Source organism: Arthrobacter sp. APC 3897 (assembly GCF_030407495.1).
In the GTDB taxonomy this organism is placed as follows: domain Bacteria; phylum Actinomycetota; class Actinomycetes; order Actinomycetales; family Micrococcaceae; genus Arthrobacter_B.
In genome coordinates, this window is the sequence record NZ_JASDDG010000007.1 from 53,734 (window position 1) to 78,973 (window position 25,240).

The 25,240-nt window shown below is 62.4% G+C and carries 23 protein-coding genes and 3 tRNA genes; 11 read left to right on the forward strand and 15 right to left on the reverse strand.

Annotated features, from left to right (window positions below; translation table 11 throughout):
- Positions 1–29 precede the first annotated feature (29 nt).
- Together QMA10_RS05220 and QMA10_RS05225 are read left to right on the forward strand one after the other, a co-directional pair.
- Positions 30–833, forward strand: a complete 804-nt coding sequence (locus QMA10_RS05220; RefSeq protein ID WP_290166727.1) for an exodeoxyribonuclease III — start codon at positions 30–32, stop codon at positions 831–833.
- A gap of 2 nt (positions 834–835) precedes the next feature.
- Positions 836–1,690, forward strand: a complete 855-nt coding sequence (locus QMA10_RS05225; protein WP_290166728.1) for a hypothetical protein — start codon at positions 836–838, stop codon at positions 1,688–1,690.
- A gap of 147 nt (positions 1,691–1,837) precedes the next feature.
- Here QMA10_RS05225 and QMA10_RS05230 read toward each other — a convergent pair whose 3' ends face one another.
- The gene (locus tag QMA10_RS05230) at positions 1,838–2,578 is read right to left on the reverse strand and encodes a sugar phosphate isomerase/epimerase (protein ID WP_290166729.1); all 741 of its coding nucleotides are present in this window, start codon (positions 2,576–2,578) and stop codon (positions 1,838–1,840) included.
- Positions 2,579–3,174: 596 nt separating this feature from the next.
- Positions 3,175–4,377, reverse strand: a complete 1,203-nt coding sequence (locus QMA10_RS05235; protein WP_290166731.1) for an ROK family transcriptional regulator — start codon at positions 4,375–4,377, stop codon at positions 3,175–3,177.
- A 341-nt stretch (positions 4,378–4,718) separates the two neighbouring features.
- On the opposite strand from QMA10_RS05235, the gene QMA10_RS05240 reads away from it, so the two are divergent.
- The 7 genes from QMA10_RS05240 (at position 4,719) to QMA10_RS05270 (ending at position 14,214) form a co-directional block, all read left to right on the forward strand.
- Positions 4,719–5,960: an inositol-3-phosphate synthase gene (locus QMA10_RS05240; protein ID WP_290166732.1), complete on the forward strand. Its 1,242-nt coding sequence runs from the start codon at positions 4,719–4,721 to the stop codon at positions 5,958–5,960.
- The gene (locus tag QMA10_RS05245) at positions 5,957–6,838 is read left to right on the forward strand and encodes an SCO3242 family prenyltransferase (protein ID WP_290166734.1); all 882 of its coding nucleotides are present in this window, start codon (positions 5,957–5,959) and stop codon (positions 6,836–6,838) included. Before QMA10_RS05240 ends, QMA10_RS05245 begins: the two co-directional genes overlap by 4 nt.
- Positions 6,835–8,340: an EboA domain-containing protein gene (locus QMA10_RS05250; protein WP_290166736.1), complete on the forward strand. Its 1,506-nt coding sequence runs from the start codon at positions 6,835–6,837 to the stop codon at positions 8,338–8,340. The genes QMA10_RS05245 and QMA10_RS05250 overlap by 4 nt, the downstream gene beginning before the upstream one ends.
- Before the next feature lie 2 nt (positions 8,341–8,342).
- Positions 8,343–9,221, forward strand: coding sequence for a TatD family hydrolase (locus QMA10_RS05255; RefSeq protein ID WP_290166738.1), 879 nt, complete (start codon positions 8,343–8,345; stop codon positions 9,219–9,221).
- Positions 9,221–10,345 (forward strand): metabolite traffic protein EboE, encoded by a 1,125-nt coding sequence (eboE, locus tag QMA10_RS05260; RefSeq protein WP_290166740.1) that lies wholly within the window; start codon positions 9,221–9,223, stop codon positions 10,343–10,345. Before QMA10_RS05255 ends, eboE begins: the two co-directional genes overlap by 1 nt.
- A 40-nt stretch (positions 10,346–10,385) precedes the next feature.
- A complete protein-coding gene (locus QMA10_RS05265) occupies positions 10,386–11,786 on the forward strand; it encodes a nucleotide pyrophosphatase/phosphodiesterase family protein (RefSeq protein WP_290166742.1) in 1,401 nt (466 codons plus the stop codon).
- A 337-nt stretch (positions 11,787–12,123) separates the two neighbouring features.
- Entirely contained in the window at positions 12,124–14,214 is a 2,091-nt protein-coding gene (locus QMA10_RS05270; protein ID WP_290166743.1) for a PQQ-dependent sugar dehydrogenase, read from the forward strand.
- Between the two features lie 100 nt (positions 14,215–14,314).
- Here QMA10_RS05270 and QMA10_RS05275 read toward each other — a convergent pair whose 3' ends face one another.
- From QMA10_RS05275 to QMA10_RS05290, 4 genes are all read right to left on the reverse strand, one after another.
- Complete coding sequence (locus tag QMA10_RS05275) at positions 14,315–15,532, reverse strand: ROK family protein (protein ID WP_290166745.1); 1,218 nt, start codon at positions 15,530–15,532, stop codon at positions 14,315–14,317.
- A 99-nt stretch (positions 15,533–15,631) separates the two neighbouring features.
- Positions 15,632–16,684 carry a polyprenyl synthetase family protein gene (locus QMA10_RS05280; RefSeq protein WP_290166747.1) on the reverse strand — a complete coding sequence of 351 codons (1,053 nt, stop codon included), beginning with the start codon at positions 16,682–16,684 and terminating at the stop codon, positions 15,632–15,634.
- 86 nt (positions 16,685–16,770) lie between these two features.
- Positions 16,771–17,745, reverse strand: coding sequence for an ABC transporter permease (locus QMA10_RS05285; protein ID WP_290166822.1), 975 nt, complete (start codon positions 17,743–17,745; stop codon positions 16,771–16,773).
- Between the two features lie 71 nt (positions 17,746–17,816).
- Complete coding sequence (locus tag QMA10_RS05290; RefSeq protein ID WP_290166749.1) at positions 17,817–19,334, reverse strand: sugar ABC transporter ATP-binding protein; 1,518 nt, start codon at positions 19,332–19,334, stop codon at positions 17,817–17,819.
- A 153-nt stretch (positions 19,335–19,487) separates the two neighbouring features.
- Between QMA10_RS05290 and QMA10_RS05295 the strand changes: the two genes are divergently transcribed.
- Both QMA10_RS05295 and QMA10_RS05300 read left to right on the forward strand, forming a co-directional pair.
- Positions 19,488–20,531, forward strand: a complete 1,044-nt coding sequence (locus tag QMA10_RS05295; protein ID WP_290166750.1) for a substrate-binding domain-containing protein — start codon at positions 19,488–19,490, stop codon at positions 20,529–20,531.
- 104 nt (positions 20,532–20,635) lie between these two features.
- Positions 20,636–21,772 (forward strand): Gfo/Idh/MocA family oxidoreductase, encoded by a 1,137-nt coding sequence (locus tag QMA10_RS05300; RefSeq protein WP_290166824.1) that lies wholly within the window; start codon positions 20,636–20,638, stop codon positions 21,770–21,772.
- 73 nt (positions 21,773–21,845) lie between these two features.
- Here QMA10_RS05300 and QMA10_RS05305 read toward each other — a convergent pair whose 3' ends face one another.
- From QMA10_RS05305 to QMA10_RS05345, 9 genes are all read right to left on the reverse strand, one after another.
- The gene (locus QMA10_RS05305; protein WP_290166752.1) at positions 21,846–22,457 is read right to left on the reverse strand and encodes a hypothetical protein; all 612 of its coding nucleotides are present in this window, start codon (positions 22,455–22,457) and stop codon (positions 21,846–21,848) included.
- Positions 22,454–23,035 (reverse strand): DUF6286 domain-containing protein, encoded by a 582-nt coding sequence (locus QMA10_RS05310; RefSeq protein WP_290166753.1) that lies wholly within the window; start codon positions 23,033–23,035, stop codon positions 22,454–22,456. The genes QMA10_RS05305 and QMA10_RS05310 overlap by 4 nt, the downstream gene beginning before the upstream one ends.
- Positions 23,032–23,427, reverse strand: a complete 396-nt coding sequence (locus QMA10_RS05315; protein WP_290166755.1) for a hypothetical protein — start codon at positions 23,425–23,427, stop codon at positions 23,032–23,034. Before QMA10_RS05315 ends, QMA10_RS05310 begins: the two co-directional genes overlap by 4 nt.
- Positions 23,424–23,615, reverse strand: a complete 192-nt coding sequence (locus tag QMA10_RS05320; RefSeq protein ID WP_290166757.1) for a DUF2273 domain-containing protein — start codon at positions 23,613–23,615, stop codon at positions 23,424–23,426. Before QMA10_RS05320 ends, QMA10_RS05315 begins: the two co-directional genes overlap by 4 nt.
- A 59-nt stretch (positions 23,616–23,674) precedes the next feature.
- A complete protein-coding gene (locus QMA10_RS05325; protein ID WP_290166758.1) occupies positions 23,675–24,139 on the reverse strand; it encodes an Asp23/Gls24 family envelope stress response protein in 465 nt (154 codons plus the stop codon).
- Positions 24,140–24,196: 57 nt separating this feature from the next.
- Positions 24,197–24,643: a pyridoxamine 5'-phosphate oxidase family protein gene (locus QMA10_RS05330; RefSeq protein ID WP_290166759.1), complete on the reverse strand. Its 447-nt coding sequence runs from the start codon at positions 24,641–24,643 to the stop codon at positions 24,197–24,199.
- A gap of 203 nt (positions 24,644–24,846) precedes the next feature.
- A tRNA-Phe gene (locus QMA10_RS05335) sits at positions 24,847–24,922 on the reverse strand.
- A gap of 58 nt (positions 24,923–24,980) precedes the next feature.
- A tRNA-Asp gene (locus QMA10_RS05340) sits at positions 24,981–25,054 on the reverse strand.
- Positions 25,055–25,113: 59 nt separating this feature from the next.
- Positions 25,114–25,186 (reverse strand) — tRNA-Glu (locus QMA10_RS05345).
- Positions 25,187–25,240 lie beyond the last annotated feature (54 nt).

A 25,240-nucleotide genomic window follows, 5' to 3' on the forward strand; every position in this document is an offset into this window, starting at 1 on the left:
CCGGCGCCGCATTCGGTAACGTAGCAAGGGTGAAGATTGCTACCTGGAACGTGAACTCCATCCGTGCCCGTGCAGACCGCGTTGAGGCGTGGCTGCAGCGCTCCGACGTCGACGTCCTGGCGATTCAGGAAACCAAAGCCAAGGACGAGAATTTCCCCTGGGAAGTTTTTGAAAACAACGGTTACGAAGTGGCGCACTTCGGCGTGAACCAGTGGAACGGGGTGGCCGTTGCCTCCCGGGTGGGGCTCGACGACGTCGAGCGCACCTTTCCGGGGCAGCCCGCCTTCGGCAAGACCGAAACCACCACCGCCACCGAGGCACGCGCCATCGGGGCAACCTGCAACGGTGTCCGGGTGTGGAGCCTGTATGTCCCCAACGGCCGGGCCGTGGGAGATCCCCACATGCCGTACAAGCTGCAGTGGCTGGACATCCTTAAGGACCAGGCCGCAGGCTGGGTGAAGGACAACCCGGATCTGCCGCTGGCGCTGATGGGTGACTGGAATATTGCCCCGCAGGATGACGACGTGTGGGACATCGACTGGTTCCGCGCACAAAACGCCACCCACGTCACGGACCCCGAGCGGGCAGCATTTCAGGCGTTCCTGGACGCCGGATTCACCGACGTCGTGCGGCCCTATACCCCGGGACCCGGCGTGTACACGTACTGGGATTACACCCAGCTGCGGTTCCCCAAGAAGGAAGGCATGCGCATCGACTTCGTCCTTGCCTCCCCGGCACTTGCCGCCCGCGTCACCGGCGCGTCCATTGACCGCGAGGAACGCAAAGGCAAGGGCGCATCGGACCACGCCCCCGTCATCGTGGAGCTGGACTGACCATGGCACGGCGGCCCGGAGGTCCCCTGCACCACACGTTTCCCTACGTGTCGCATCTGCGTGTCTACGAGCCGTTGGACGCGTTTGAGGATGACCAGCAGCTGGCCATCCTAGAGCAGCGGGCACGCGGACGCCAGGAGACCGAGGTCCTGGAACGCAGCGACGCCGTGCGGCGTTTGGTCCGTGCCGTGTCGGATCCGTTCCCGCACACTTCAACTGATCTGGTGCGGGTGCTGCACTACCCGGGCCATCAGGGCTCAACGCGCCGGCTGTACTGCCCCAACCAGCTAGCCGTCCGGGCTTCCCTGGCCGCGGAGTCGCTGGGCGAGAGCATCCGCGGACCCCTGGTCGATGTCCTGGTGCCCGAAGTAGCCCGCGAAGCGCACGCCGCCCGGATTGACCCGGACTCCTTTGCGGACTCGCTGGCCCGCCTGCACACCCGCTCCGCCACCTGGGGCGTACCGTTCGGCTGGTTTGTGCTGCTCCACGAAGATGACCACAGCGAGGTGGTGGAAGATGACGGCAAGGTGCAGACCGTCCGGCTGGCGGCACCCGTGAGCCAGTGCCTGGAGCGGGCACGCGCCGCCGCTGCGTCCCTGGCGCTCGCCGCGCCCGAACTGGACCTGCTGGATGAACTGGAAGAGCTGACTAACTGGCTGGAAATCTTCTCCGAGGACGCGGTGCTGGAACTGGATTACGGCTCGGTGGCGGATCTCGTGTTCCCTGACGATTCACCCTCGGATGTCCGGCTCGGCATTGAATCCCTCGCAGACGGCGACATGACCGGTGCTGCCGCCTCCTACCGGAGGCTGGCCAACCGCTGGATTCCCATCCGCCAGCTGGCCCGGGCCAGCTAAAGCCACCGGCCGCCCCGGCTGCAACTCTTAGGGACGTTGTGAACCGCGCGGCAGATGTCAGTCAGGCGGGGCTCTGCGGAATAAACACGGGCAGCGGGGCCAGCCCTTGTTGGGGCCGGCCCCGCCCTCACCGGATTGCGTGCGGTCCTAGAAGCGCACGTTGCGCAGATACCGGTAGCCCACCTTTGCTGTCTGCAGGGGCGTGACATCCGGCTGATCATTCTCGACGATGTACTCCTTCGGCTGGTGTGCCTTGAAGATGCGGGAGAAATCGATGGTTCCGGTGCCCAGGTCAGCGAAATCTCCAGCGCCGTCCCGGTCCTTCACGTGGTACTGCAGGACCTTCTGTGGAGCCTGTTTGATCGTGTCGATGGCGAACTGGACCGGGTCGGCGGCACCAACCCCGACGCCGCCTGTAACCACCCAATAAAGGTCAACTTCCAGGTGGACAAGCTTTGGGTCAAGACGGCTGGTGAAGATGTCCCACGGCGTAAGCCCCCCGCCGAGGTCCGTGGTGAACTCGTGAGCATGGTTGTGGTAGCCGTATTTAATGCCGGCCCTGCGCACGACGGCCGCTTCTGCATTCATCTGGTCCGCCCACCTGTACCAGTCGTCTGCGTTATCCGAGGCGAGATACGGAACGTTCATGTAGGTCTGGCAGAGCGTCAGTGCGTTGGAGATCTTAATATCCAGGTCCGCCGGAGTGGCGCTGATCCCCTCATGGCTGGAAGAGGCTCGGATCCCCAAACGGTTCAGTGTCTTCCGGATGTCTTTAGCAGTGCGTCCGTACAGCCCCGCCAGTTCGACCCGGTCGTATCCGTACCTGGCAAGCTTCGCAAAATTCGCGTCGATGTTTTCGCCGGCCATAATGGACCGCAGGGTGTACATCTGAATGCTGATCTGTCCGGGAGGAACCGGCCGGTTGCCCTTGTGGCCAGGTTTTCCGTGATGTCCGGGCTTGCCCTTATGATCAGGGTGGGCCACCGCAGGAGCCGCACCGATGCTGGCGAGGCCGACACCCGCGCCCGCAGCCAATGCCCCGCGGATAAAATTGCGCCGGTCTACCCCCTTCTTTTCCAGAGATCGATTCAGCGAACCTTTTGCGTCAAATCCGAAGCACATGCTGTTGCCTTCCTGACAGTTGGACGCCTTCCGCCGCCTTCATTGGCACTGGCGGAAATGCGCGCGGGGTCACTGGGGAATTCACTGGACTGATATCGATGGCTCATCGTCGCCGATGAGCAATCTGAACTGATTCAGCACCAGTACCAGGTAGATATGTCCGTTTTGTTTTCTGAAACCACTGCCAGGCGCTTGGGCGCACCTTAGGGCGAGATCGAAAAAGCATGCCTGCTATCCGTCGAGCCCTGTGCAAGGTGACGAGTGTGGAACAAGAGCGGTGACTGGAAATGAGTCCGTCGCATGAGGCTATGGCGGGGTTTTGGTGTCTGTCAAGCAAAAGTCGCCGATAAAGTGCCGTTAGCTCAGTCGGCGTTGCTTAATCCGGAGACCATGGCGTCGATGCGCTGGGGAGACATAGCGTGGTGAATTGCCAGCATGCTGGCACCCAGTACACCGGCGTCGAGGCCGGAGCCGGAATGGACAATCTGCAGATGCTGGGTTGCAAGCGGGATGGTGCGCGAGTACACCGTCTCCCGAATGCCGGCAATGAAGTGTTCGCCAGTCAGGGCCATGGATCCCCCAATAACTATTACCGAAGGATTGATGAGACTAATACATGCTGAAAGGATATCCCCAACGTCTCGTCCGGCCTGCCTGACTGCGTGGATGGCTTCCGTGTTTCCGGCGCCCACCAGTGCCACGATGTCTTCACTACCGCTGGCCTCAATGCCCAGCTGGCGCAGCTTTGAGGCAATGGCCGGCCCGGATGCTATGGCTTCCAGACAGTCAGTGTTGCCGCAGTGACAGGGGACTCCGGTCCCGCCGTGCACGCGAATATGCCCGATGTCGCCGGCCACTCCGTCCGCCCCCCGCTGAAGCATCCCGCTTGAGACAATGCCTGAACCGATCCCGGTGGCAACTTTAACGAACAATAGATTGTCCACCTGCGGCCAGGACATATTGCGTTCGCCCAGGGCCATAATGTTGACGTCATTGTCGACCAGGACAGGAACATGGAATCGTGCCTGAAGGTATCCAGGCACGTCGTAGCCGTTCCATCCGGGCATGATGGGCGGATTGATGGGCCGTCCGGTGCGGTGCTCCACAGGACCCGGCAGCCCGATCCCAACGGCCAGGAGATCATCTAATGACCGTCCGGTCCCGCTGAGCAATTCCGTGCCGAGTTCAACAACCGCTTCGAGGACAGCATCTGGACCCCGAGTGATTTCCAGTGCTCGGGCAGATTGGGAAAGCAGGTGCCCGGTGAGGTCCGTAACCGCCACTTGGAGGTGGGATGCACCGATGTCCACTCCGAGCACAACCCGGCTGCCTGCTTTAAGCGCGATGCGGGAGGACGGGCGGCCCCCGGTGGAGACGGCATCCTGAACGAACCCTACGAGGCCCAGATCCATAAGTGCTTCGATCCGGAGGGTGACTGTTGAGCGGGCCAGTCCTAATTGTGCAGCCAGCTCGGACCGGGTCCGAGGTTTCCCGTCGCGAAGGATTTGGAAGAGCTCGCTCGCTCCGGACGTTGCAAGGCCGCCAACACTACTTATGTCACTCACCGACTCATTACAGCATACAGCCGACGGAACTATTGACTTGGTATCTTCGCATGACATAGGTCTGCCAGTTTTATTTGAGCCGTCCAAAGCGGCCGGAGACCAGTTTGCTTATCACGAAACCCGTTACCGCCCGCCGCCATTCGACTTAATAGTGGCAATGCCAAGCGTAGATATATCGGAATAGCTCATAAGTGCGTTGTGGCCTGACATTACCTGTGCTAGGTTCCCTGTGATCAGCGTCTCATTCATGGATTCAGATTCTAATTCTGAATGAGGCGCGGGCACGCCGGTGATACATGAAGCTTCGAGGAGGAAGTTTGATCAGGGACACCCACGAGGGGATGCCAGTCAAGGCGGAGCCAGAATCGGCACTCGGTGCCGGGCCGGAGGACTGGGACTACGGCCGGACAGGAATCTGGCTCATCGGCGCACGGGGCTCGGTGGCAACAACAGCAGCAATCGGACTGGCGGCCATCGCCGCCAGACTGGTGAAACCCGTGGGATGCGTGACGGAACAGGACACCTTCCACGGCGTATGCCTCCCGGACTACGCAGACTTTGTGGTGGGTGGTCATGACATCAGCGGCGTTTCCATGATCAAGCGGGCGGAGAAACTTGTTGATGCAGGCATGCTCCCTGGCCATCTCCTTGAATCAGTCAGAGCCCAACTCCTTGAAGCGGACGGCCGGGTGCGTTCTGGATATGATCCCGCTGGTTCTGCAGAGTCGCAGGCCGATGCCGCAAGCCGCCTGTCCAGCGACATCGTTGCGTTTAAGGAAGCAAATGGGCTGCAGCGGGTCATTGTCTTGGACGTAGCCTCCACAGAGGCACCGCTGGACCAGCTCGCCGAGTACCACGACATTGAGCTCCTGAAGTCGGCGCTCGTGGATCCGGCACGGCCTGTGTTGCCCGCCAGCTCAGTAGCGGCCTACGCAGCCGTTATGGCGGGCTCTCCATACATATGTTTCACGCCGTCAACTGCCCTGAACGTTCCTGCTCTGTATGAGCTTGCTGGCGCCTCGCGGGTTCCCACGGCAGGCCAGGACGGCAAAACGGGCCAGACCTGGCTGCGCTCGGTGCTGGCTCCGGCGCTTTCCGCACGCGGACTGAAGGTCCTGTCCTGGGCCGGGACCAATTTGCTGGGTGGCGGGGACGGAGCCACGCTTGCCGACAGCCGCGCTGTCTCCGCAAAGCTGCTGTCAAAGAACCGCGGATTGCACGACCTCACAGGAGGTGCCGTTACCCCGCTGCATATTGACAACGTGCCGGACTTGGGCGAGACCAAAGTTGCGTGGGATCACATCCATGTAGAGGGATTCCTAGGTTCCCGCCTGACAATCCAAACAACGTGGAGCGCCTACGATTCCATGCTGGCAGCTCCGATGATCCTCGACCTCGCCCGCCTCATGACCCTTGCAGACGCGGCAGGAGAAACTGGGCATCTTGGGGCCCTTGGCTTCTTCTTCAAGGATCCCTGGGGCAGTGTCGAGCATTCCTTCGCACAGCAGACACACGACCTTGCGGAATGGGCGCTCGCCGCCAGTGGGCGCCTCCTCTCGGACACGGGAGGTGAACAGCTGTGACCAAGGCCGGTGATTACCTGGAATTGGTTAGGGCTCCCGCTGTCCTCACCGTCTTGGGGGACTCCGTGGCGGGCGGGGCTGCTGCCGGCCGGCCACTCGCCGGACGTCGCTTGTGGATGCCGCTGGCGAGCGCGTTCCTCTATGCCGGCGGAATGGCCCTCAACGATTACGCAGACCGGGACATCGATGCGCGCGAACGACCACAGCGGCCCATTCCTTCCGGAAGGGTGAGCCCCCGGAATGCCCTGGCCGCAGCATCTGCCCTCACAGCCGCCGGACTGGGGCTGTGCGCTGCGGCCGGCGGCCGGAACTCCTTGGCTGTGGGGATTCCGCTTGCGGTGTCGATTTGGACTTATGACCTGGTGACTAAGGAACATGCCATGGCTGGATCCGTCTCGATGGGCGCATGCCGGGCACTTGACGTCCTGATGGGTGCGGGAGCAGGCCATGTCAGGCCGGCACTGGGAGCTGCAGGCATCATGGGTGGCCATACCGTCGCCGTGACTTTCCTTTCTCGAGGTGAAGTCGATGGAACAGATGCCGCCACAGCCTCCGGCGTTGCAGCAGCGACCGGGCTGCTGGCCGCATCACTCGTGGCAGGATCCGCTGGACCGCCGACCAGAACGCTCGCCGCTATCGCAGCCGCGGCTGCTTATGCCCTGAGATGCGGACCTGCCCAAATCAGGGCGGCGCGGGACCCTGCGGCCGTTAACGCCCTGAACGCGACCAAGGCGGGCATCCGGGCGATGGTTCCGCTTCAGGCAGCACTCGCAGTACGGCACGGAGACCCGGTGGGTGCGGGTGCGCTGCTTGGGGTGGACATCTTAGGCAGGATCATCCGTTCCCGTCCCGGGGGCAGGAAGGTGAGCGAGTCATGACCACCACGCCCTCTTTCCCGGCCTTCAGCATCGGGTATGGCACCAACGGCTTCACGGATCATCCGCTTCCGGACGTACTGGAGCTGCTGCACGAACTGGGTTACGGAGCTGTCGCTCTGACTCTCGGCCACCCTCATCTGGACCCTTTCGACCCAGACTTGGAAGCCCGGCTTAAGTGTCTGCGCAGCCGCCTCCAGGACCTGGACCTTCGGATTGTCATAGAGACCGGTACCCGTTTCCTGCTCAACCGGCGGGAGAAACATCGGCCGACCCTTGTGGACGAAGACGCCGCAACCCGGGTCGATTTTCTTCGCCGGGCAATAGACATCGCCGCGGTACTGAACGCCGAATGCGTTTCTTTCTTCTCAGGGATCCTGCCTCCCGAAGCCAGCCCCGAGTCCGGTTGGAAGCGGCTGGAAACCCGGGTTGCTGACGTACTTGGGCATGCTGCCGGGAAAGGGGTACTGCTCGCGGTTGAACCGGAGCCCGGAATGCTGGTGGAGACCGTTGCTGATGCCCTTGAGCTTCGGAACCGCCTTGGCAATCCGGAAGGACTCGGGGTGACGGTGGACATCGGACACTGCGTGGTGGTTGAGCCCGGCGGGGTGCGCGGTGCGCTGATGGAAGCCGGAGCACTTTTGGCGAACGTCCAGCTCGACGACATGCGGTCCGTTGCCCATGAGCACCTTCCCTTCGGTGAAGGGGAGGTCGATGTTGCGCTTGCCCTGAAAACGCTCGCAGAACTGGATTACCGTGGGGTGGCCGCCGTCGAGCTCCCTCGGCACTCCTATGATGCACCAGGCTTAGCCACCCGAAGCATGGCCGCCCTGCAGGCTGCCTGGCGGGAAGCCCAGGCAGGCAAAGCGGCGGAAGAATGGCTACAGGAAAGCGTGGCACGGATCGCGGCAGATCCCGGTGCGTTGCCAGCAGTTTTCGCCACAGCCAGCCGTACTGTTGGCCGCGGTCCTCTCCAGCCGGCCACGGATCCCACCGCGGTCCTCCATGGCAGCAACAGCGACTACGCCCGCGGCGAGCTCATTCGGCGACTGCGGGAGTTCCGCCCTCCCGAAGACCTGGCTGAATCTCTCCTTTCGCTGTACAGCAGGGGAGACTCCTCGGAACGGCGGGGGGTGTTGAGGGGCCTGGGCTCGATGGCCGTTGATGAGCCGGATCTCCCGGTTCCGGTCATCACAGCGGGCCTGCGGCTGACCGCCGAGGCACTTCGGACGAATGAGACCGGACTGGTCGCGGCCGCCGTCGGCCCCTTCGCTGCCGCCTTCCTCGATCAGCACAACTGGCGCCACGCAGTCCTGAAGCTTATCTTCATGGGCGTCAGCATTGCCGCCGTCACCGACCTCGACGAGCGGGCGGATGACGAACTGGCGCGCATGGCCGCCGATTTCGCAGCTGAACGGCAAGCAGCGGGACGCCCGGTACCGGACGACGTCGGTCTCCTGCTGGGCCGTGCCGCCAGCCCCTCCATCTCTCGTAAGGAGTCCTAACCATGCGCATCTTTGACCCGCATATTCACATGACAAGCCGTACGACCGACGATTACGCCGCTATGTATGACAGCGGGGTGCGGGCACTGGTTGAGCCCGCCTTCTGGTTGGGACAGCCAAGAACCAGCATTGGATCCTTCATTGACTACTTTGATTCCCTGCTGGGCTGGGAACGGTTCCGGGCCGCCCAGTACGGCATCCGGCACCACGCCACGATCGCCCTGAATCCCAAGGAGGCCAACGATCCCAGATGCGTGCCGGTCTTGGATGAGATTCCCCGATACCTGACCAAAGAGGGGGTCGTTGCAGTCGGAGAGATCGGTTTTGATTCCATGACTCCAGCCGAAGACGAGGCTTTCAGCCGCCAGCTGGAGCTGGCCGGCGAATTCTCCCTGCCCGCACTGGTGCACACCCCGCATCGGGAGAAGCTCCGGGGCACCCAGCGGACACTCGACCTTGTCCGCGAGTCGAAGGTTGATCCCTCGATGGTTGTTGTTGACCACCTTAATGAAACCAACGTGCACATGGTGAAGGACTTCGGAGCTTGGATGGGTTTCTCCATCTATCCGGACACCAAGATGGATGAGGAACGCCTGGTCGCAATCCTCCATGAGTACGGAACCGAGAAGGTGCTGGTTAACTCTGCCGCGGATTGGGGGAAATCCGATCCGCTCAAGACAGCGAGCACAGCGAAAGCTATGCTCGCCGGCGGGTTCTCGGAAGACGACGTCGACCGCGTCCTTTGGCAGAACCCGATCGCATTCTATGGCCAGAGCGGTGCGCTGATCCTCGATCCGATCCCCGGTTTTGACGGAGCGGAACTCGGCGGAGCCGGGGAGACGTTCGAGGGCAACTCACTTCTGCGGGGAGTCCGCGCCTGATGCAGCTTTCCTACTGCACCAACGTGCATCCGGCCGAGGACCTTGACGGGGTAATCCGTCAGCTCCGCGAATACGCCGGTCCCATCCGCCGCAGGGCGGGACTGGACGTTCTCGGCGTCGGGCTCTGGCTGCCGGCAGGGCTGGCCAGCCGTCTGTCGGGAAGCGCCGCGGACGTGGCTTTGCTTGGTGAGGTACTCTCCGAGCTGGGACTACAAATCCATACCCTGAATGCTTTTCCCTACGGCGGCTTCCACAACGAGGTAGTCAAGAAAGACGTCTATCAGCCTACCTGGGCACAGCGGGAGCGCCTGCAGTACACCCTGGAATGTGCAAACGTCCTAGCGGCCCTGCTTCCCGAAGGGATGCCGGGATCCATCTCCACGCTGCCCCTGGCCTGGCGTGATCCCTGGACCGGAGACGACGACGAGTCCGCCATCACCGCGTTCGTGGAATTGTCTGAAGGCCTGAGAGCACTGAAGGAGCGCACCGGAAAGACAGTTCGGATAGCGGTGGAACCGGAACCGGGATGCGTACTCGACACCGTCTCGGATGTGACAGCATGGCTGGCAGCGGGGCTCCCCAGAGGCATCGACTCCGATTACATCGGCCTGTGCATAGACACCTGCCATCTGGCGGTGTCTTTTGCCGACCCGGCAGCTGCAGTTCGCAGCGTCGCTGCAGCCGGCCTGCGCATCGTAAAAGTTCAGGCTTCCACCGCGCTGCATGTGGCTGCACCCTCAGAAGCAGCGGCCCGCAGCGCGCTTGAAGCGTTCGCGGAACCGCGGTACCTACACCAGGTCCGGGAGCTGGGACGTGATGGAAATGTCCTGATGGCTGATGACCTGCCGCAGGCACTGGCTGAACTTCCCGGGCGGGGCCCTTGGAGGGTCCATTTCCACATGCCCCTCCACGTGGTGCCGGTGCTTCCGCTGGAGACCACCGCCAAGGTGCTGGAAACGACTGTGGATGAAGTGAACAGCCTGCCGTACAGGCAGGAAGTGCATCTGGATATAGAAACCTACACGTGGAGTGTTCTGCCCGGGAAACAAGCTGATCTTGTCGAAGGCATAGCAGGGGAAATCGCGTGGGCGGAGAACCATCTGCTGGCTCCGGCGCCGTCCTAATGCCGGCGCACGGCACGCACCTAAACACTAAGGAGAACCCTTGAAACCGGTACTGCTGCTCGACATCGTGGGACTCACTGAGCAGTCGCTGCGGGATATGCCCCGTTTATCCAAACTCGCGGCTGCGGGTTGGTCCTCCGAACTGGCGACAGTCCTTCCTGCGGTCACCTGCACAGTTCAATCCACTATGCTCACCGGCCTGCCGCCGTCCGAGCACGGGATTGTTGGCAACGGCTGGTATTTCCGTGAACTTGGCGAGGTATTCCTGTGGCGCCAGCACAACAAACTGGTCACCGGAGAAAAGATCTGGGAAAGCGCCCGCAGCAAGGAACCTGGTTACCGCGCGGCAAACATCTGCTGGTGGTACGCCATGGGCATGTCAACGGATATGACCGTTACTCCGCGCCCGATATATCACGCAGACGGGCGGAAATCGCCTGACGCATACATCCGTCCCCCTGCGCTTCACGACGAATTGGTGTCCCGGTACGGCGAATTCCCTTTGTTCCAGTATTGGGGACCGACGGCAGGCATCGCGTCGACACAATGGATTGCAGAATCGACCAGACATGTCATGCGAACCCAGGCGCCGGAGCTTCTCATGGCCTATCTGCCGCACCTCGACTACGACCTTCAGCGTTTTGGGCCCAACCATCCGCAGGCAGTTAAAGCTGCCGCCGAACTCGATTCCGCCCTGGCTCCGCTGCTGGACGAAGCCGAATCACGAGGGTACGCGGTCATCGCTGTCTCGGAGTACGGAATAGAAGAGGCGCATCTGCCCGTAGACATCAACCGGGTCCTGCGCAGGGAAGGCCTGCTGGAGGTTTATGTGCAGGACGGGAAAGAGCAGCTGGATACGTGGGCGTCCCGTGCCTTTGCCGTTGCAGACCACCAAGTGGCACACGTTTACATTCCGGACCCCGGCGACGTCGCACGGACAGCGGACATTCTGAGGGGAACCAGAGGGATCGACGAAGTCATGGACCGGAACGCACAGGCGAGGTGTGGTTTGGACCATCAGCGCTCCGGTGAACTCGTCGTCATTGCGGAGCCGGGCGCCTGGTTCACGTACTATTTCTGGCTGGATGATGCCCATGCACCCGAGTATGCCCGCGGCGTTGATATCCATAGGAAGCCGGGGTATGACCCGAGCGAACTCTTCTTCAACCCGGCAGACAAACTGGCCAAGACCAAGGCGGGCCTGAACCTTATCAAGAAAAAGGCGGGGCTGCGCTATGCCATGAGCACCGTGCCGCTGGACCCCCGCCACGTACGCGGAACCCATGGACGGCTTCCCGCATCTCGGCAAAGCACACCACTGGTGATTTCCTCTGAAGATCAGCTGCCGCCTTTTGTCGAAGAACTGATGCGTTCGGGCAAACCTATCCCTGCGGCAGCTGTGAAATCCCTCGTCCTCCAAACCCAGGGGCTACCCGAGTGACCGACCACTAATTTATGTTCTTCGCACAACAAACTGCACGTGTGACCGAGGGCCACATCGCAGCCGGCAGTGTTGTGCCTGTATTTCCGCAGATATAGGAAACCTTGAAGAAGCAGACAGATTGTTTTTTCAAACCACTAGCGCTTGAAGATGGCCTCCATTAGCGTTCTACCCACCTGACTCCGGCTGGTCCGGGTCCTCAATGGCGAGAAGAGAGATGGCGATGACAGTCACAAGACGCGGGTTGACGCAATCCCCCGGGCATCAGGCGGATGCCAGAAGAACCTCGGCAAAACGTATACGGCGGGCCAGCACAGCTCTGGCCCTGGCGGCGCTGATGGGTGTATCCCTTGCGGCAGTTCCAGCGCAGGCGAGACCGAAACCCGGTATCCCTGCAACCCCTCCGCCGGACTCGGCTTTCCAAAAGGTAACTCTGAACGACAACCCGGGCGAACCGGTTGACCTTGCTGTCCTGCCCAATGGCGACGTGCTGCACACGACCCGCCAGGGCGAGGTATGGCTAAATGATGCGGAAACCGGGCTGAACACCCTGGCCGCAACCGTAGACGTCTACGAGCACGACGAAGAAGGCCTTCAAAGCATCGCGATTGATCCGAACTTCGGCAAAAGGGGCAGTAACTGGGTCTACATGTATTATTCCCCTCCCCTGAACACGCCCGTTGATGACCCGGCTACGCCCGACGTCAACGAGGGCGATGCTCCGACCACTGGAACAGCCGCAGACTTCGAGCCTTTCAAGGGTTACCTGCAGCTCTCACGGTTCAAATTCAATGGCAGCGCTGTCGATATGAACAGTGAACAACGGATGCTGCAGGTGCCCGTGGACCGCGGAAGCTGCTGCCATGTCGGAGGAGACATCGTCTTCGACGCGCAGGGAAACCTTTACCTGTCCACGGGTGACGACACCAACCCCTTCTCCTCCGGTGGCTACAGCCCTCTCGACGAACGCCCCGAAAGCAATCCGGTATTCGATGCACAACGCTCGTCTGCCAACACAAACGACCTTCGCGGAAAGGTGCTTCGAATAACCCCCACCAGAAACGGTGGTTACACCATCCCCCGGGGTAACCTCTTCAGGCCGGGGACACCCCTCACCCGCCCTGAGATCTACGTGATGGGGCTTCGCAACCCGTTCCGCATTGAGTTGAACCGGAAGACCGGCGAGCTCCTCATCGCGGACTACTCTCCCGACGCGGGCACCGCAGATCCTCTCAGGGGCCCGGCCGGGACAGGCAAGTGGGCGGTCATTACCGAGCCTTCAAACTACGGATGGCCTTACTGTGCCACAGCCGAACTGCCGTACGTAGACTATGACTTCGCCACCGGGACCTCGGGCGAGACCTTCAACTGTGCGGCGCCCGTCAATGAGTCACCCAACAACACGGGCAAGCGCAAGCTCCCCCCGGTGGCTCAGCCTGAAGTTTGGTACTCCTACGACCTATCGGATGAATTCCCGGAGCTCGAGACCGGGGGAATCGCCCCGATGGCCGGTCCGGTCTACAACTTCGACAGGAAGGCAGCCAGGGGACATGCGCCCGTAGCCTGGCCGAAGTACTATGACGGCAAATCCTTCCTTTACGAATGGACCCGTGACTACATCAAAGCCATGACCATGAGTTATGGAGGAGAGCTCGTCTCCATTGAAAATGTTGTTGATTCGATCATCGTGGACAACCCGATGGACATGGAGTTCGGTCCCAACGGTGCGCTCTACGTACTCGAGTACGGCGATGGGTACTTTGGCGAGAATCCGGATGCCCAGCTCTCCCGCATCGATTACATCGGACAGGGCGGGAACCATACGCCGGTAGCGATGGCCTCCGGAACTCCCACTGTGGGCATGGCACCCCTCACCGTGCAGTTCTCCAGTGCAGGTACAACCGACGCCGACGGCGACAGGCTGCGCTACGCCTGGGACTTTAACTCCGACGGAGTGGTGGACTCACGGCAGCCCAATCCCACGCACACCTATCAGGAAATCGGAACCTACACGGCTAACCTCCAGGTGACCGACCGAGGCGGAAAGCATAGGGGCAAATACTCCTCCGCGGAGGTCTTTATCGAAGTAGGCAACCAGGCCCCGGTAGTGGAGTTCGTGACTCCCGTTGCCGGCCAGAGTTTCCAGTTCGGGGACACGGTGAGCTACGAAGTCCGCGTGACGGATGACCAGCCTGTTGACTGCTCACGCGTCCAGGTCACCTACATCCTGGGCCACGACAGCCACGGACACCCGCAGACAAGCACCACGGGCTGCACCGGATCCATCACCACCACGGTGCCTGAGGGACATGATCCCGCAGTCGACAACCTGTCGGGCGTATTCAGTGCTTCCTACACCGATGCAGGCGATGGAGGCACGGGTCCGCTGACCGGAACTGCCGAAGTTGCACTGGTCCCGGCCCCCTAACGCTGAGCGGGGCAGACGGACGACATTCCATAGATAAGGAGCGAAACAGGGAAGGGACCCTGTGCCGGGCCGGCACAGGGTTCCTTTGCGTGATTTCCCTTTACTCTCCTTCCAGCCCTTGCAGGTAGCCTGCCGGGTCGGCCAGCAGCGGTTCGAAAACCAGCTCCGCTGCCCCTATCAGGATCTGGTCTTCCCCGAGCGGGGCGAGTTCAATTTTCACGTTTTCCCAGGGCCTGTGGGGTCCGCAGCCGGCGAGGGCTTCCTCCAAAACGCCGGGCGCCGCACGCACCAGGATGCGAAGGAACCCCCCCAGGACAATAACTGAGGGGTTCAGGAGGCTCATCACCGTTTTCAATCCCACGGCCAGCAACCCGATCTGGTGAGCAATGACGGCGCTGAGCTTATCGTTGGCGCACCCGTCCTGAAGCTTCTCGAGAAGGACTTCCTCAAGGTTTTCGATTTCCCCGGCGGGCAGGCCAACCGCCTCGATCAGGGCAGCCCTGGTAACCTCGGCTTCCAGGCAGCCGGAGGAACCGCAGGTACAGGCGGTGCCGCCGGTACGTACGTGCGTGTGTCCCAGCTGCCCGGCAAACCCTGCCGCCCCCTGGATCAGGCGTCCGCCGCTGATGATGCCCCCGCCGATTCCACTGGCACCGCCGTAGAGATAAACCAAGTCGGCCACGCCCCGTCCGGCACCAAACGCGGCCTGGGCGCGGGCCCCTACGACGGCATCGTTCGCTGTGAACACCGGCAGTCCCAGCGCTTCACCAAGACGGGAGCTCAGCGGCTCGTCCTGCCAGCCCAGATGGGGAGCTTCGATGACCGTTCCGTCGTCGGTCCGCACGAGCCCGGGGATTGCCAGCCCCACGCCCGTGACCCGGTGGCCTGCGGGCATGGAAGTACGCATTCCCGAGTAGACGGCGGTCACGATGTTGACCACCTCAACGCCGGACGGTGCCCGGACCGTATGGAACCGGACAGCGTTGACTATGTGGCCGCCCAGCGAGACCAGGGCCACGCTTACGACGTCAACATCAGGGTTAACAACCAGCGCCAGAGCGGCGGGGCTGGGATCGATCTTGATGCTCGGACGGCCGTGCAGCTGTGCCGTATCCAAGTCGCTCTCCACTGCCAGTCCCAGCTGGGAGAGTTCGGCAACAAGTGCTGCGATCGTGGAACGGTTGAGCCCGGTTGTCCGGGTGAGCTGGGCACGGGATATGCCAGCAGTGGAGTGCACTAGCCGCAGGACGGTGGAGAGGTTGTGCTGGCGGCTCGAATCCCGGTTGCTGCCCGGATGTGTGCGGGCGGTGGCAAACATATTCTTTCCTCGTATTAGGGTCCTTCCGGCGGACGGGCCGAAACCGGACTAGTTTCCCATAGTAAACGTGCTCTGGAGCGTCACCTGCGAAAAGCACGATCAGAGGGAATGGAGCTCAACAAGGAGGGAAAACAAGAGTCTTTCCAAGCTCGCGGCAAGGCCAGCGGGAATCTCTTCCCCAAGTTCTTTCACTGCGGCGTGTGCGTGTTCGGATGCCAGGTGGACAGCGTGCTCCCGTGCCCCGCACTCCGTCAGCAGGTCACGGATCCGCCCAGCCTCTGCGGCCGTCAGTTCCCTTGATCCCATAAGTTGTGAAATCTCTTTCCACTGCGGCTTAGTGGCCGCGTAGGAGAGCAGGATGGTCCGTTTGCCTTCCCGGAGGTCTCCGATATTTGTCTTTCCAGTCTCCTCTTCGTCACCAAACGTCCCGCGAACGTCATCAACAATCTGGTAGGCAATTCCGGCATCACGTCCGAAAGCGCCTAGCCTTCCGGCAACGGAGGCTGGGGCCCCTGCCAGCAAAGCGCCGGCTTGAAGTGGCGCCTCAAAGGAATAGGCAGCAGTCTTACGGCGGGCCACCGTCCGAACCTCCTCGGGGGAGGGCATTTGAACCGCCCGGGCGAACTCAGCATCGAGGAGTTCGCCTCCGATGGAAGAGAATACTGCGTAGTCCAGGATGCTGTTCAGCTGCTGCCGCACCTCCCCGCTCGCTTCAACCGCTTCGTGGAGGCGGTAGGCCCCCGCCAGTGAAAGGTCCCCAGCCAGCAGCCCGGCAGACATGCCGGCGTGCTGTGCGCCCTCCGCGGATGCGCCCGCCCGCTTGGCCTTATTGGCGTAGTGCCCCGATACATTGGGAACCCCATGCCTCGTGGTGTCCCGGTCAATTACATCGTCATGAATGAGGAACGCGTTGTGGAGGAGTTCATAGACCGCGCCGAGTTTGGCAGCTGCGGTGAGGTCGGATCCTCCCAGCTGGCGGTAAGCGAGCATGAGCAGGCGCGGACGAAAGCGTTTTCCCCCGGCTGCGTTCCGTTCGATCGCTTCCCACAGGCTGAGGTAAGCCGGATGGAGCGAGACAGCCCGGAGCTTGGCATCCGTAAAGAACTGATCCAGCACCTCTTCGACCAGTCCCAGCTCAGCATCGTTTTCCAAGGTATATTCCACGTCAAGGAATTTCACTATGCGCCCTCTGCTTTGTCAGTGATGCCTGGCCCGTGCCTGCCCCTGTCTGGGGGGGGTTAGCCGCCCCGTTTAGACGGCCGCGCGGAAGCGAAGCGCTGCTGCAGGAGGACCGCGAGCACGATGATCATGCCTTTGACAATGGCTTGGACGGATGTGTCCAGGTTGTTCTGCGTGAAGATGTTGGTGAGGGTGGCGAAGATGAGCACGCCCAGGACTGTGCCCATGATGGTGCCGCGGCCGCCAGCGAGCAGGGTTCCGCCCACTACGACGGCGGCAATCGCGTCGAGTTCGTAGAGCAAGCCGTGGGTCGAGGTGCCGGCCGTTGTCCGTCCGAGCATCATGACTGCGGCGATACCGGCGGAAAACCCGGACAGGACGTACAGAGCCACCAAATGCCGCTTCACCTTGATGCCTGCCAGCCGGGATGCTTCCCGATTCCCGCCAATGGCTACGGTCCTGCGGCCGAACGTGGTGCGGTTCAGCAAGAACCAGCCCACGGCTGCGGCCAGGATGAAGATCCACACCAGGACGGGAATGCCGAGGAATTCTCCCCGCATAACCTTGAGGAAGTCCCGGTTGGTGACGATCTGCGTGCTGCGGCCGGAGATCAGTTCGGCCAGCCCCCGCGCACCCACCAGCGTGGCAAGCGTGGCGATGAACGCAACGACGTTTCCATAGGCGATCACCACACCGTTGAGCAGGCCGACTCCCGCGCCCACGGCCAGGGCCACCAGGACCATGAGCAGCCAGGATGACTGGGTCGCTGCGAGCTGGATACTCGTCAGGCTGGCAACCACCGTGGCCAGGCCCATGACCGAACCCACGGAAAGGTCGATTCCGCCGGCCGTAATGACAAAAGTGACGCCAATGCTGATGACGCCAATGATGGAGGCGTACCGCAGGATGGTGAGCAGGTTCTCCACGTTCAGGAACCGGTCGCCGCTCGTGACGGCGCCCACGGCGAAGAGCAGGCCCAGCGCGAGGACCAGGCCGAGGCTGCGTCCCGCTGAACCGCCCAAGGCATTTTTCAGCGGGTTGTTCCTGGTGCCGCTGCCGCCGGGCGGGGTGTTGGTCGGATCAGCGACCGTGGTGTTGGGCTCGCTCACGCGGCACTTCCCTTCATGATGAGATCGAGCACGCCATGCTCGTCAATGTCGCTTGGGTTGGTTTCGGCCAGGACGTTGCCGTCATCGATGACGAGTACTTTGTCAGCGAGTCCCAGCACCTCTTCGATCTCGCTGGAGACGACGATGATGGCTGCTCCCTCTGCCGCGAGGCGGCGAATCAGGGTGTAGATTTCCGCGCGGGCACCGACGTCGACGCCCCTGGTCGGTTCGTCAAGCAGCAGGACAGGGGTGCCGTGGACCACCCAGCGGGCCAGCAGGATCTTCTGCTGGTTGCCCCCCGAAAGGGTTCGGGTGGGACGGTCCGGATCGGCCGGCCGCAGTTCCAGGGCGATGATCTGGTCCCGTGCGGCATCCCGTTCGGCTTTTTCATTGAGGTACCCGCCGCGTGCAAACCGTTCGAAGGTGGACAGCGTAACGTTCTTGAACAGCGGCTCATCCAGAATGAGTCCCTGGCTTTTCCGTTCTTCCGGAGAGAGCCCAATTCCCGCCTTGACGGCGGCGGGCACCGAACCGGTGCGGAGTCGTTTGCCGTTGACTGAGATCCTGCCGGAGGTAGGTTTCCGTACTCCGCAGATGGTTTCCAGGATCTCCGAACGCTTGGATCCGACCAGTCCAGCGAAGCCCAGGATCTCTCCCGCCTTGATGTGGAAACTGATTTTCCGAAACTCTCCCTGCAGCTCGAGATCTTCCACATCGAGTACTACCGGGGCGTCCGGGGAAGGGGGGTTCCGTGGCGGGAAGACGTTCTCGACGTCCCGTCCCGTCATCAGCCGAACCAGCTCCGACCGGGAAGTTTCCGCAACCTGAAGGCCGCTGGCGGTGCTTTTCCCGTCCTTAAGCACGGAAATCCGGTCACCAATTTGGCGTATCTCCTCGAGCCGGTGGGAGATGTAAACCACGGCGATGCCCTCGGCGGTGAGCTCCCGGATGACGCGGAAGAGATTCGCCACTTCACCGGAATCGAGGATGGCGCTGGGTTCGTCCATGATGATGAGCTTCGTGTCGCGGGACAGAGCCCTCGCCAGGCTAACAATCTGCTTGTTGGCGGCGGAGAGCGATCCGACCTCGGCCGAGGGCGAGAGCCGGCTGTGCCCGAGCCGCTTCAGCAGCTCCCGTGTCCGTGCATTGGCCTCCCTGACACGCAGGATCCCTCCGCTTGCGTTCTCGTGTCCCAGGAAAATGTTCTCCGTCACCGTCAGGCCGTCCACGACATCCAGCTCCTGATACATGGTCGCGATGCCCAGGCCCAGTGCTTCAGTGGGATGAGGGAGGGAGACTTCCTGGCCCTCCCAGAGGATCACCCCGCCGTCCGGCTCATACACCCCGGAGAGGGTCTTGATCAGGGTGGACTTGCCCGCACCGTTTTGGCCCATCACGCAATGGACCTCTCCGTGCCGCACCTGCAGGTCCACGCCCTTGAGTACCTGAACACCACCGAACTGCTTCGAGAGGCCGCGCACCTGGAGCAGCGGGGGCTGATCTTCATCGAACATGTGAGGAACCTAACACATTATGTCGGCAGTCGGTATAAGGCTGTCGATTATTTTCATTCTTCTGTTATTGTGATGCAAATCACGCAAAGTTGGGGCTTTCAGTGGTGGTCGTGTTCCTGGCGTAGACGCACTTAACTCAATGAGGAGAGACAGATGCCTGCAGTTCTCAAGAAACGGAAAATGCTCATCCCCGTCGGTGCCTTCCTTACTGTTGGTGCCCTCGTCACGGGGTGCACACCCGGGGATGAAGGCGGAGACAGCCAGCCCACCAATGCTTCGGTTGAAGGCAACCAGGCCGAGGGGGACACGGTCGTCATCGGCTTTTCGGGGCCCGCATCAGACCATGGCTGGCTCGGCGCCATAAACAGTGCCGCCCTGGCCGCAGCTGAGGACCTTCCGGACGTGGAACTCCGGGTCGCGGAAGGAACCAATGACGCCAACCTCCAAATCAGCCAAGTTGAGCAGTTCATCAACGACGGCGTTGATGCCATTGTGCTGCTGCCGACGGACGGCGCTGCGCTGACCCAAGTGGCAACCCAGGCGACCGAGGCTGGAATCCCCGTGATTAACGTTGACCGGGAGTTCTCCAGCCCTTCTGCGGCCAGGGCCACCGTGCTGGGAGATAACTACGGCATGGGCGTCAGCGCAGGAAACTATATCTGCGAGGAAATCGGAGGGAACAATGACGCCGTTGTTGCCGAAATAGCCGGTGTTGACTCGTTGCCGCTGACGCAGGACCGGAGCCGGGGCTTTGCAGACGCCCTCGAATCCTGCGGATTGGACGTGGACAACCGAGTGGCTGCGGACTTCACGATTGCGGGCGGAGAGGCGACCACGTCGCAGCTGCTCTCCGCTGCCCCGAAGATCGATGCCATCTGGAACCACGATGACGATCAGGGCATCGGTGTTCTGGCGGCAATCGACAACGCCGGCCGGGATGAGTTCTTCATGGTCGGCGGCGCCGGATCGGCAAACGCCATGCGGGAGATCCAGTCCGGTGAAAGCGTCCTGAAAGCTACGGTGATCTACCCCTCCACTCAGGCAGCGGACGGAATCCGTCTGGCCCGGCTGATCGCGCAGGACAAGGCGATGAGTGACTTGGTGGAGGTAGAGGTCCCGAAGCGCATTGTCCTGAATGCCCCGGTAGTCACTCAGGAGAACGTCGAGCAATACCTGCCGACCGCCTTCGAGTCCTAGCCCCCTGTGCGGGACGCCCGGGTCTGGGCGTCCCGCTGCCGTTGAGTTTTCCAACCGCCGGAAGAGGAATAATGCTGAACGACGTATCACCCCTGCGAGTTGCCATGATCGGCCACGGCTTCATGGGTGCTGCCCATTCACAGGGATGGCGGGTTGCACCCCGGTTCTTTGACCTTCCTGCACGGCCGGTGATGACCCTGCTTGTGGGTCGCGAGGCCACCCGGACTGAAGCAGCAGCCCGGAAATGGGGGTGGGAGCAGACGGAGACCGACTGGCGGGCGGCCGTGACCCGGGATGACATCGACGTCGTAGACATCGTCACCCCCGGCTCGTCCCACGCAGAGATCGCCATCGCAGCGCTCGAAGCCGGCAAGCACGTTCTCTGCGAGAAACCCCTGGCCAACACCCTGGACGAAGCCGAAGCCATGGCGGCTGCTGCCGAAGGCGCCGCTGGCAGAGCCATGGTCGGCTTCACTTACCGCAGGGTGCCGGCGGCAGCGTTCGCCCGGGACCTCGTTCGGTCTGGTGCCGTCGGAGAGATCCGGCAGGTACGTGCCGTTTATCTCCAAGATTGGCTGGTTGACCCCGAGGCTCCGCTGACCTGGCGCCTCCAAAAAGACCTTGCAGGGTCCGGCGCCCTGGGTGACTTGGGTGCCCACGCCGTCGACCTCGCGCAATTCATCACGGGCCAGAAGATCACTGCCGTCAGCGGCACCCTCAATACGTTTGTCCACGAACGCTCCCTTCTTGGCCGCGGTACGGGACTGGCCGGGACCGCAACCGAGGAAAGAGGCGCCGTCACGGTTGACGACCTTGCCCTCTTTAACAGCCGGTTCGACGGCGGCGCAGTGGGCTCCTTCGAAGCGACCCGCATGTCCACCGGCCGGAAGAACGCACTCCGGATAGAAGTTGCCGGCTCGCGGGGAGCCATTAGCTTCGATCTGGAAGAGATGAACTCGCTGGGTTTCTATGATGCAACTGCCCCCGCCACCCGCCAGGGATTCACCGACATCATGGTCACCGAACCTGGCCATCCATACATGTCAGCCTGGTGGCCCGCCGGACACATGCTGGGCTATGAGCACGGCTTTTCACACCAGGTAAAAGACTTCATGGAAGCCATATCCGAGGGGCGCCAACCGGAGCCCTCCTTCGCCGACGGACTGCAGGTGCAAAGAGTCCTCAACGGAGTGGAACGCAGCGCGTCAAACAAGAGCATCTGGACCACTACCGACGGCTGACGGAGGACGGAGTCGGTTTGCCGGGCCACGTGGTTGCCTGCATACAGCACCATTCTTCAATGCGCTGTCACCCCTAGCGGACACGGTCCTCACGGTTGAAGCGCAGCCTGCGGCCAGCATCGATACTGATCAGCACCGCCGGCTCCCGGCCCAGTGCGGCGTCCAGCGCCTCCACCAGGCGCGTGGCATCGGCAGCGATCAGGTGGGGCGCCGCACCCTGCCGCGGATTGATGCGGATCCGCAGGGCCGAGCTCCCCCGCACGTCATAGGTGCTGACGGCGGCAGCTGCCACAGCCGGATCTTCCTGCAGCGCCGCGCGCAGGGCCTGCTCCGCCACGGCGCCGCTGACCGCCACCCGGCCAGGTGCGCCGTCGTCGTCATATTCCGATACCAGCGTTCCGGTCCGGCCGCGGCCCTGGGCTGCGGCCCAGAGGACCAGAAGCACAATCGCCGCCAGCATGCAGAACACCAGCAGAACCCACACCCAGCTCTGCGACTGGCCCGGCAGGGTGGTGTCCGCCCCGAAAGCCCGGATCCGCTCCAGCATCTCGGGCGCGAAGCGCTGCCACCGGCTCGCGGCACCGCTGTCCAGGGTGAGCCAGAGCAGGCCGCCGCCGATGCCGATAAGAATCAGCCCGATCAACCCCAGGAGGATGCGGTTCAGCGTCCGCGGTGTGCGGTTCACTGTCCGATCACCCCCACGGGAGAAACCTGTACACGGACCTCGGGGCAGGGCGAGAGGCCGGTCAGCTCCAACTCTTCTGTCACGGCTGCGCGCACCGCCTCTTCGTCAACCGGGATGCCCGAGGTTGGCCGGATGCGGACATCAATCCGGGTGCGGCCCACGGTCACCAGCACCTGCCCGGCAGTAACCCCGGCCGTGAGGCGGGCACGGCGTGCCAGCGAAGAGGCCAGCACCTCCGCGTCCACCACGACGGCGGCGCGCGGGTTGGGCAGGGAGTAGCGCGGCCGCCTTCCCGGCAGGACTGCCTGCAGGAAAAACACCAGGCCAGCCAGCAGGATCAGCAGTCCGCTGAGTCCCAGAACGGCGGTGTCGGCGTTCTCGGGAAGGCGGGAAAGCCAGGCACCCAGAGCGGCAGGGTCAGTGAGCCAGGCGTCCTGGCCGAGTGCCTGGAGCGTTGCTTCCAACAGGACGTACAGGCAAAAAACGATGCCCAGAATGACAACCACCAGTGATGCCACGGCCCGGCTGGCATGGGTTTCACGGCTGACGATCTGCCGGGTACGGACGTCGTTGCTCACCGAACCCTGCTTCCTTCCTCGAGGTGAACGCCGGTAATGCGGACGTCCACCCGGGAAACCAGCGAGCCGGTCAGATCGGTAACCCTGTCCCTGAGCAGGAGTTTGGCCTCGTGGGCGCGGTCCCAGACGGATCCGCCGGCCCGGGCCACTAGATTCGGATCAGCCGCTATGCGGTTCAGGGGCGGAAGGGCGACCGGCAGGGCCAGAGACATGGCGAGCATCCCCTGGTCATCGGACCAGGTGACCCGGATCTGTGCCGGCGGAACGCGGAAAAACTCGGCCGCCGCGGCTTTGGCCGTGGAGGTCAGCGCCTGGGTGCTGATCCGGTTGTGTCCGGCGAGGCCTGTTGGGCGTTCAACGGCCGGACCTGCGGGCAGGACGGCGGAGCTCACGAGGCAGAACGGCGTCCGGTCAGCGCATCACGGACAGTGCGGAAGTCCACCTTGCCCTCCGCGGCACGCCCGCACAACGCTCCCACGGCGATGAACAGTGCCATCAGCAGGAAACCCCAAAAATCGAAAATCAGTGCAGTGAAGGCGAGAACGGCTCCGATCGCCATGCCCGTAACAGTTGGTTTCATTGTTCCTGCCTCATGACGGTGATCCCGAACTCTTCTTCGACCCTATAACGGATACTGCCTCAGGACTTCCGCTCAGCGGGCTCGGACACAGAGCCGGGTTTGTCTGCCCGGCCCTCGGCGGCACCCGGAATCTGAACATCATTCACGTCCACGTTCACTTCCACTACCCGCAGTCCCACCAGCGATTCCACCGCGGAGTAAACGGCGGCACGGACATTATCGGCAATCCGGGTCAGCGGAGTTCCGTAGACAGCCACCAGGGTCACGTCCACAGCCACTTCGGTCTCGCCCACTTCAACGTGGACGCCCTGCGTGGCACTGGACGCACCCACCGCATCACGGACGGCGCCCAGCGCACGCCCGGAACCGGTTCCCAGCGCGTACACGCCGTCCACGGACCGGGCGGCAATGGCTGCAACTTTGGCCACTGCCTGCTCGCTGATGGCCGTCTTGCCCCCGACCACGGCGGGCGGAGCTGTCGGGGGAACCGGGGCGGACAGGTTCAGGTTCTGGGCGTCATCCATGCTGCAAAGCGTATACTGCAGGTCAGCACTTTGGGCAGGCAGGACCGCCGGCGGCGTTCACCACCGCCTCACCCTGCGCCCGGTCAGGAGCCCGGGTTCAATGCCGATGAAAACGTCTCTCTGCCCGCCGCCCCAGGGCTCATCCATACGGCGTCCCCAGAGTTCGGCCAGCAGGTTCGCATCCGTTACCGGCTCGGCCCGGCCGCTGAGCAGGACCGACCAGCCCTCCATCCGCCCGGAATCATGGTGGTCAATCTGGAACGATGCGTTTTGATGTTCCGGTCCCCCGCCGAGGATGCCGTCCCGCGCAGTGCGGAAATACACGCCTTGGTCATGGACCACGTAGTTGACCGGGAACACCAGCACCCGGCCGTTGTCCTGATAGGCAACCCGCCCGGTTCCCGTGCCGGACAACAGCGTCCAGCACTGGGCTTCCGTGAGGTCCTCGCTCTGGTGGGTTGCTGCCGTTTCCCACCCAAAAGGGTCTGTATCTTCCGTCGTCATCATTGCCTCCGAAGTTGATTCGGGACCATTCAAACGGGAAGCCGCCGATTTTGGGAAGAGAAGGGCTGCCATTTTCCGGTATCCGGCGGGAGATTGAGTGCCGGCAAACCCGTTGGGAAAGAGCCTGCCAAAGCCTCGGCCGAAGCGCCGCCGGCCGATAGTTAAAAAGAAAAACCCCGGACTCGCAAGTCCGGGGTTTTAGCTGGTGGCTCCGACCGGCGTCGATCCGGTGACCTTTCGATTTTCAGTCGAACGCTCTACCAACTGAGCTACAGAGCCGGGCATCATCGCTACCGATGATCACCGAGATCTTCCAAATCGCTTCAGAAAATCTGAGCGACCCTGACGGGACTCGAACCCGCGACCTCCGCCGTGACAGGGCGGCGCGCTAACCAACTGCGCTACAGGGCCTTGCTTTTCACGAGTGTAAACTCTACCAGCATTTTGCCGGTCCTATTACCACTCCTGAGTACCCCCAACGGGATTCGAACCCGTGCCGCCGCCGTGAAAGGGCGGTGTCCTAGGCCGCTAGACGATGGGGGCCTTTAGAACACACAGGAGTGTTTGGAAGCGGAAGTTTCCGTTCGTTTGCGCCCC

Excerpts from the sequence above, each read along its gene's own strand:
- eboE (WP_290166740.1), top strand. The coding sequence starts at position 9,221 with ATGCAGCTTTCCTACTGCACCAACGTGCATCCGGCCGAGGACCTTGAC.
- QMA10_RS05250 (WP_290166736.1), top strand. The coding sequence starts at position 6,835 with ATGACCACCACGCCCTCTTTCCCGGCCTTCAGCATCGGGTATGGCACC.
- QMA10_RS05325 (WP_290166758.1), bottom strand. The coding sequence starts at position 24,139 with ATGGATGACGCCCAGAACCTGAACCTGTCCGCCCCGGTTCCCCCGACA.
- QMA10_RS05320 (WP_290166757.1), bottom strand. The coding sequence starts at position 23,615 with ATGAAACCAACTGTTACGGGCATGGCGATCGGAGCCGTTCTCGCCTTC.
- QMA10_RS05330 (WP_290166759.1), bottom strand. The coding sequence starts at position 24,643 with ATGACGACGGAAGATACAGACCCTTTTGGGTGGGAAACGGCAGCAACC.
- QMA10_RS05225 (WP_290166728.1), top strand. The coding sequence starts at position 836 with ATGGCACGGCGGCCCGGAGGTCCCCTGCACCACACGTTTCCCTACGTG.
- QMA10_RS05240 (WP_290166732.1), top strand. The coding sequence starts at position 4,719 with ATGCCAGTCAAGGCGGAGCCAGAATCGGCACTCGGTGCCGGGCCGGAG.
- QMA10_RS05255 (WP_290166738.1), top strand. The coding sequence starts at position 8,343 with ATGCGCATCTTTGACCCGCATATTCACATGACAAGCCGTACGACCGAC.
- QMA10_RS05275 (WP_290166745.1), bottom strand. The coding sequence starts at position 15,532 with ATGTTTGCCACCGCCCGCACACATCCGGGCAGCAACCGGGATTCGAGC.
- QMA10_RS05290 (WP_290166749.1), bottom strand. The coding sequence starts at position 19,334 with ATGTTCGATGAAGATCAGCCCCCGCTGCTCCAGGTGCGCGGCCTCTCG.
- QMA10_RS05300 (WP_290166824.1), top strand. The coding sequence starts at position 20,636 with ATGATCGGCCACGGCTTCATGGGTGCTGCCCATTCACAGGGATGGCGG.
- QMA10_RS05270 (WP_290166743.1), top strand. The coding sequence starts at position 12,124 with ATGGGTGTATCCCTTGCGGCAGTTCCAGCGCAGGCGAGACCGAAACCC.
- QMA10_RS05295 (WP_290166750.1), top strand. The coding sequence starts at position 19,488 with ATGCCTGCAGTTCTCAAGAAACGGAAAATGCTCATCCCCGTCGGTGCC.
- QMA10_RS05230 (WP_290166729.1), bottom strand. The coding sequence starts at position 2,578 with ATGTACACCCTGCGGTCCATTATGGCCGGCGAAAACATCGACGCGAAT.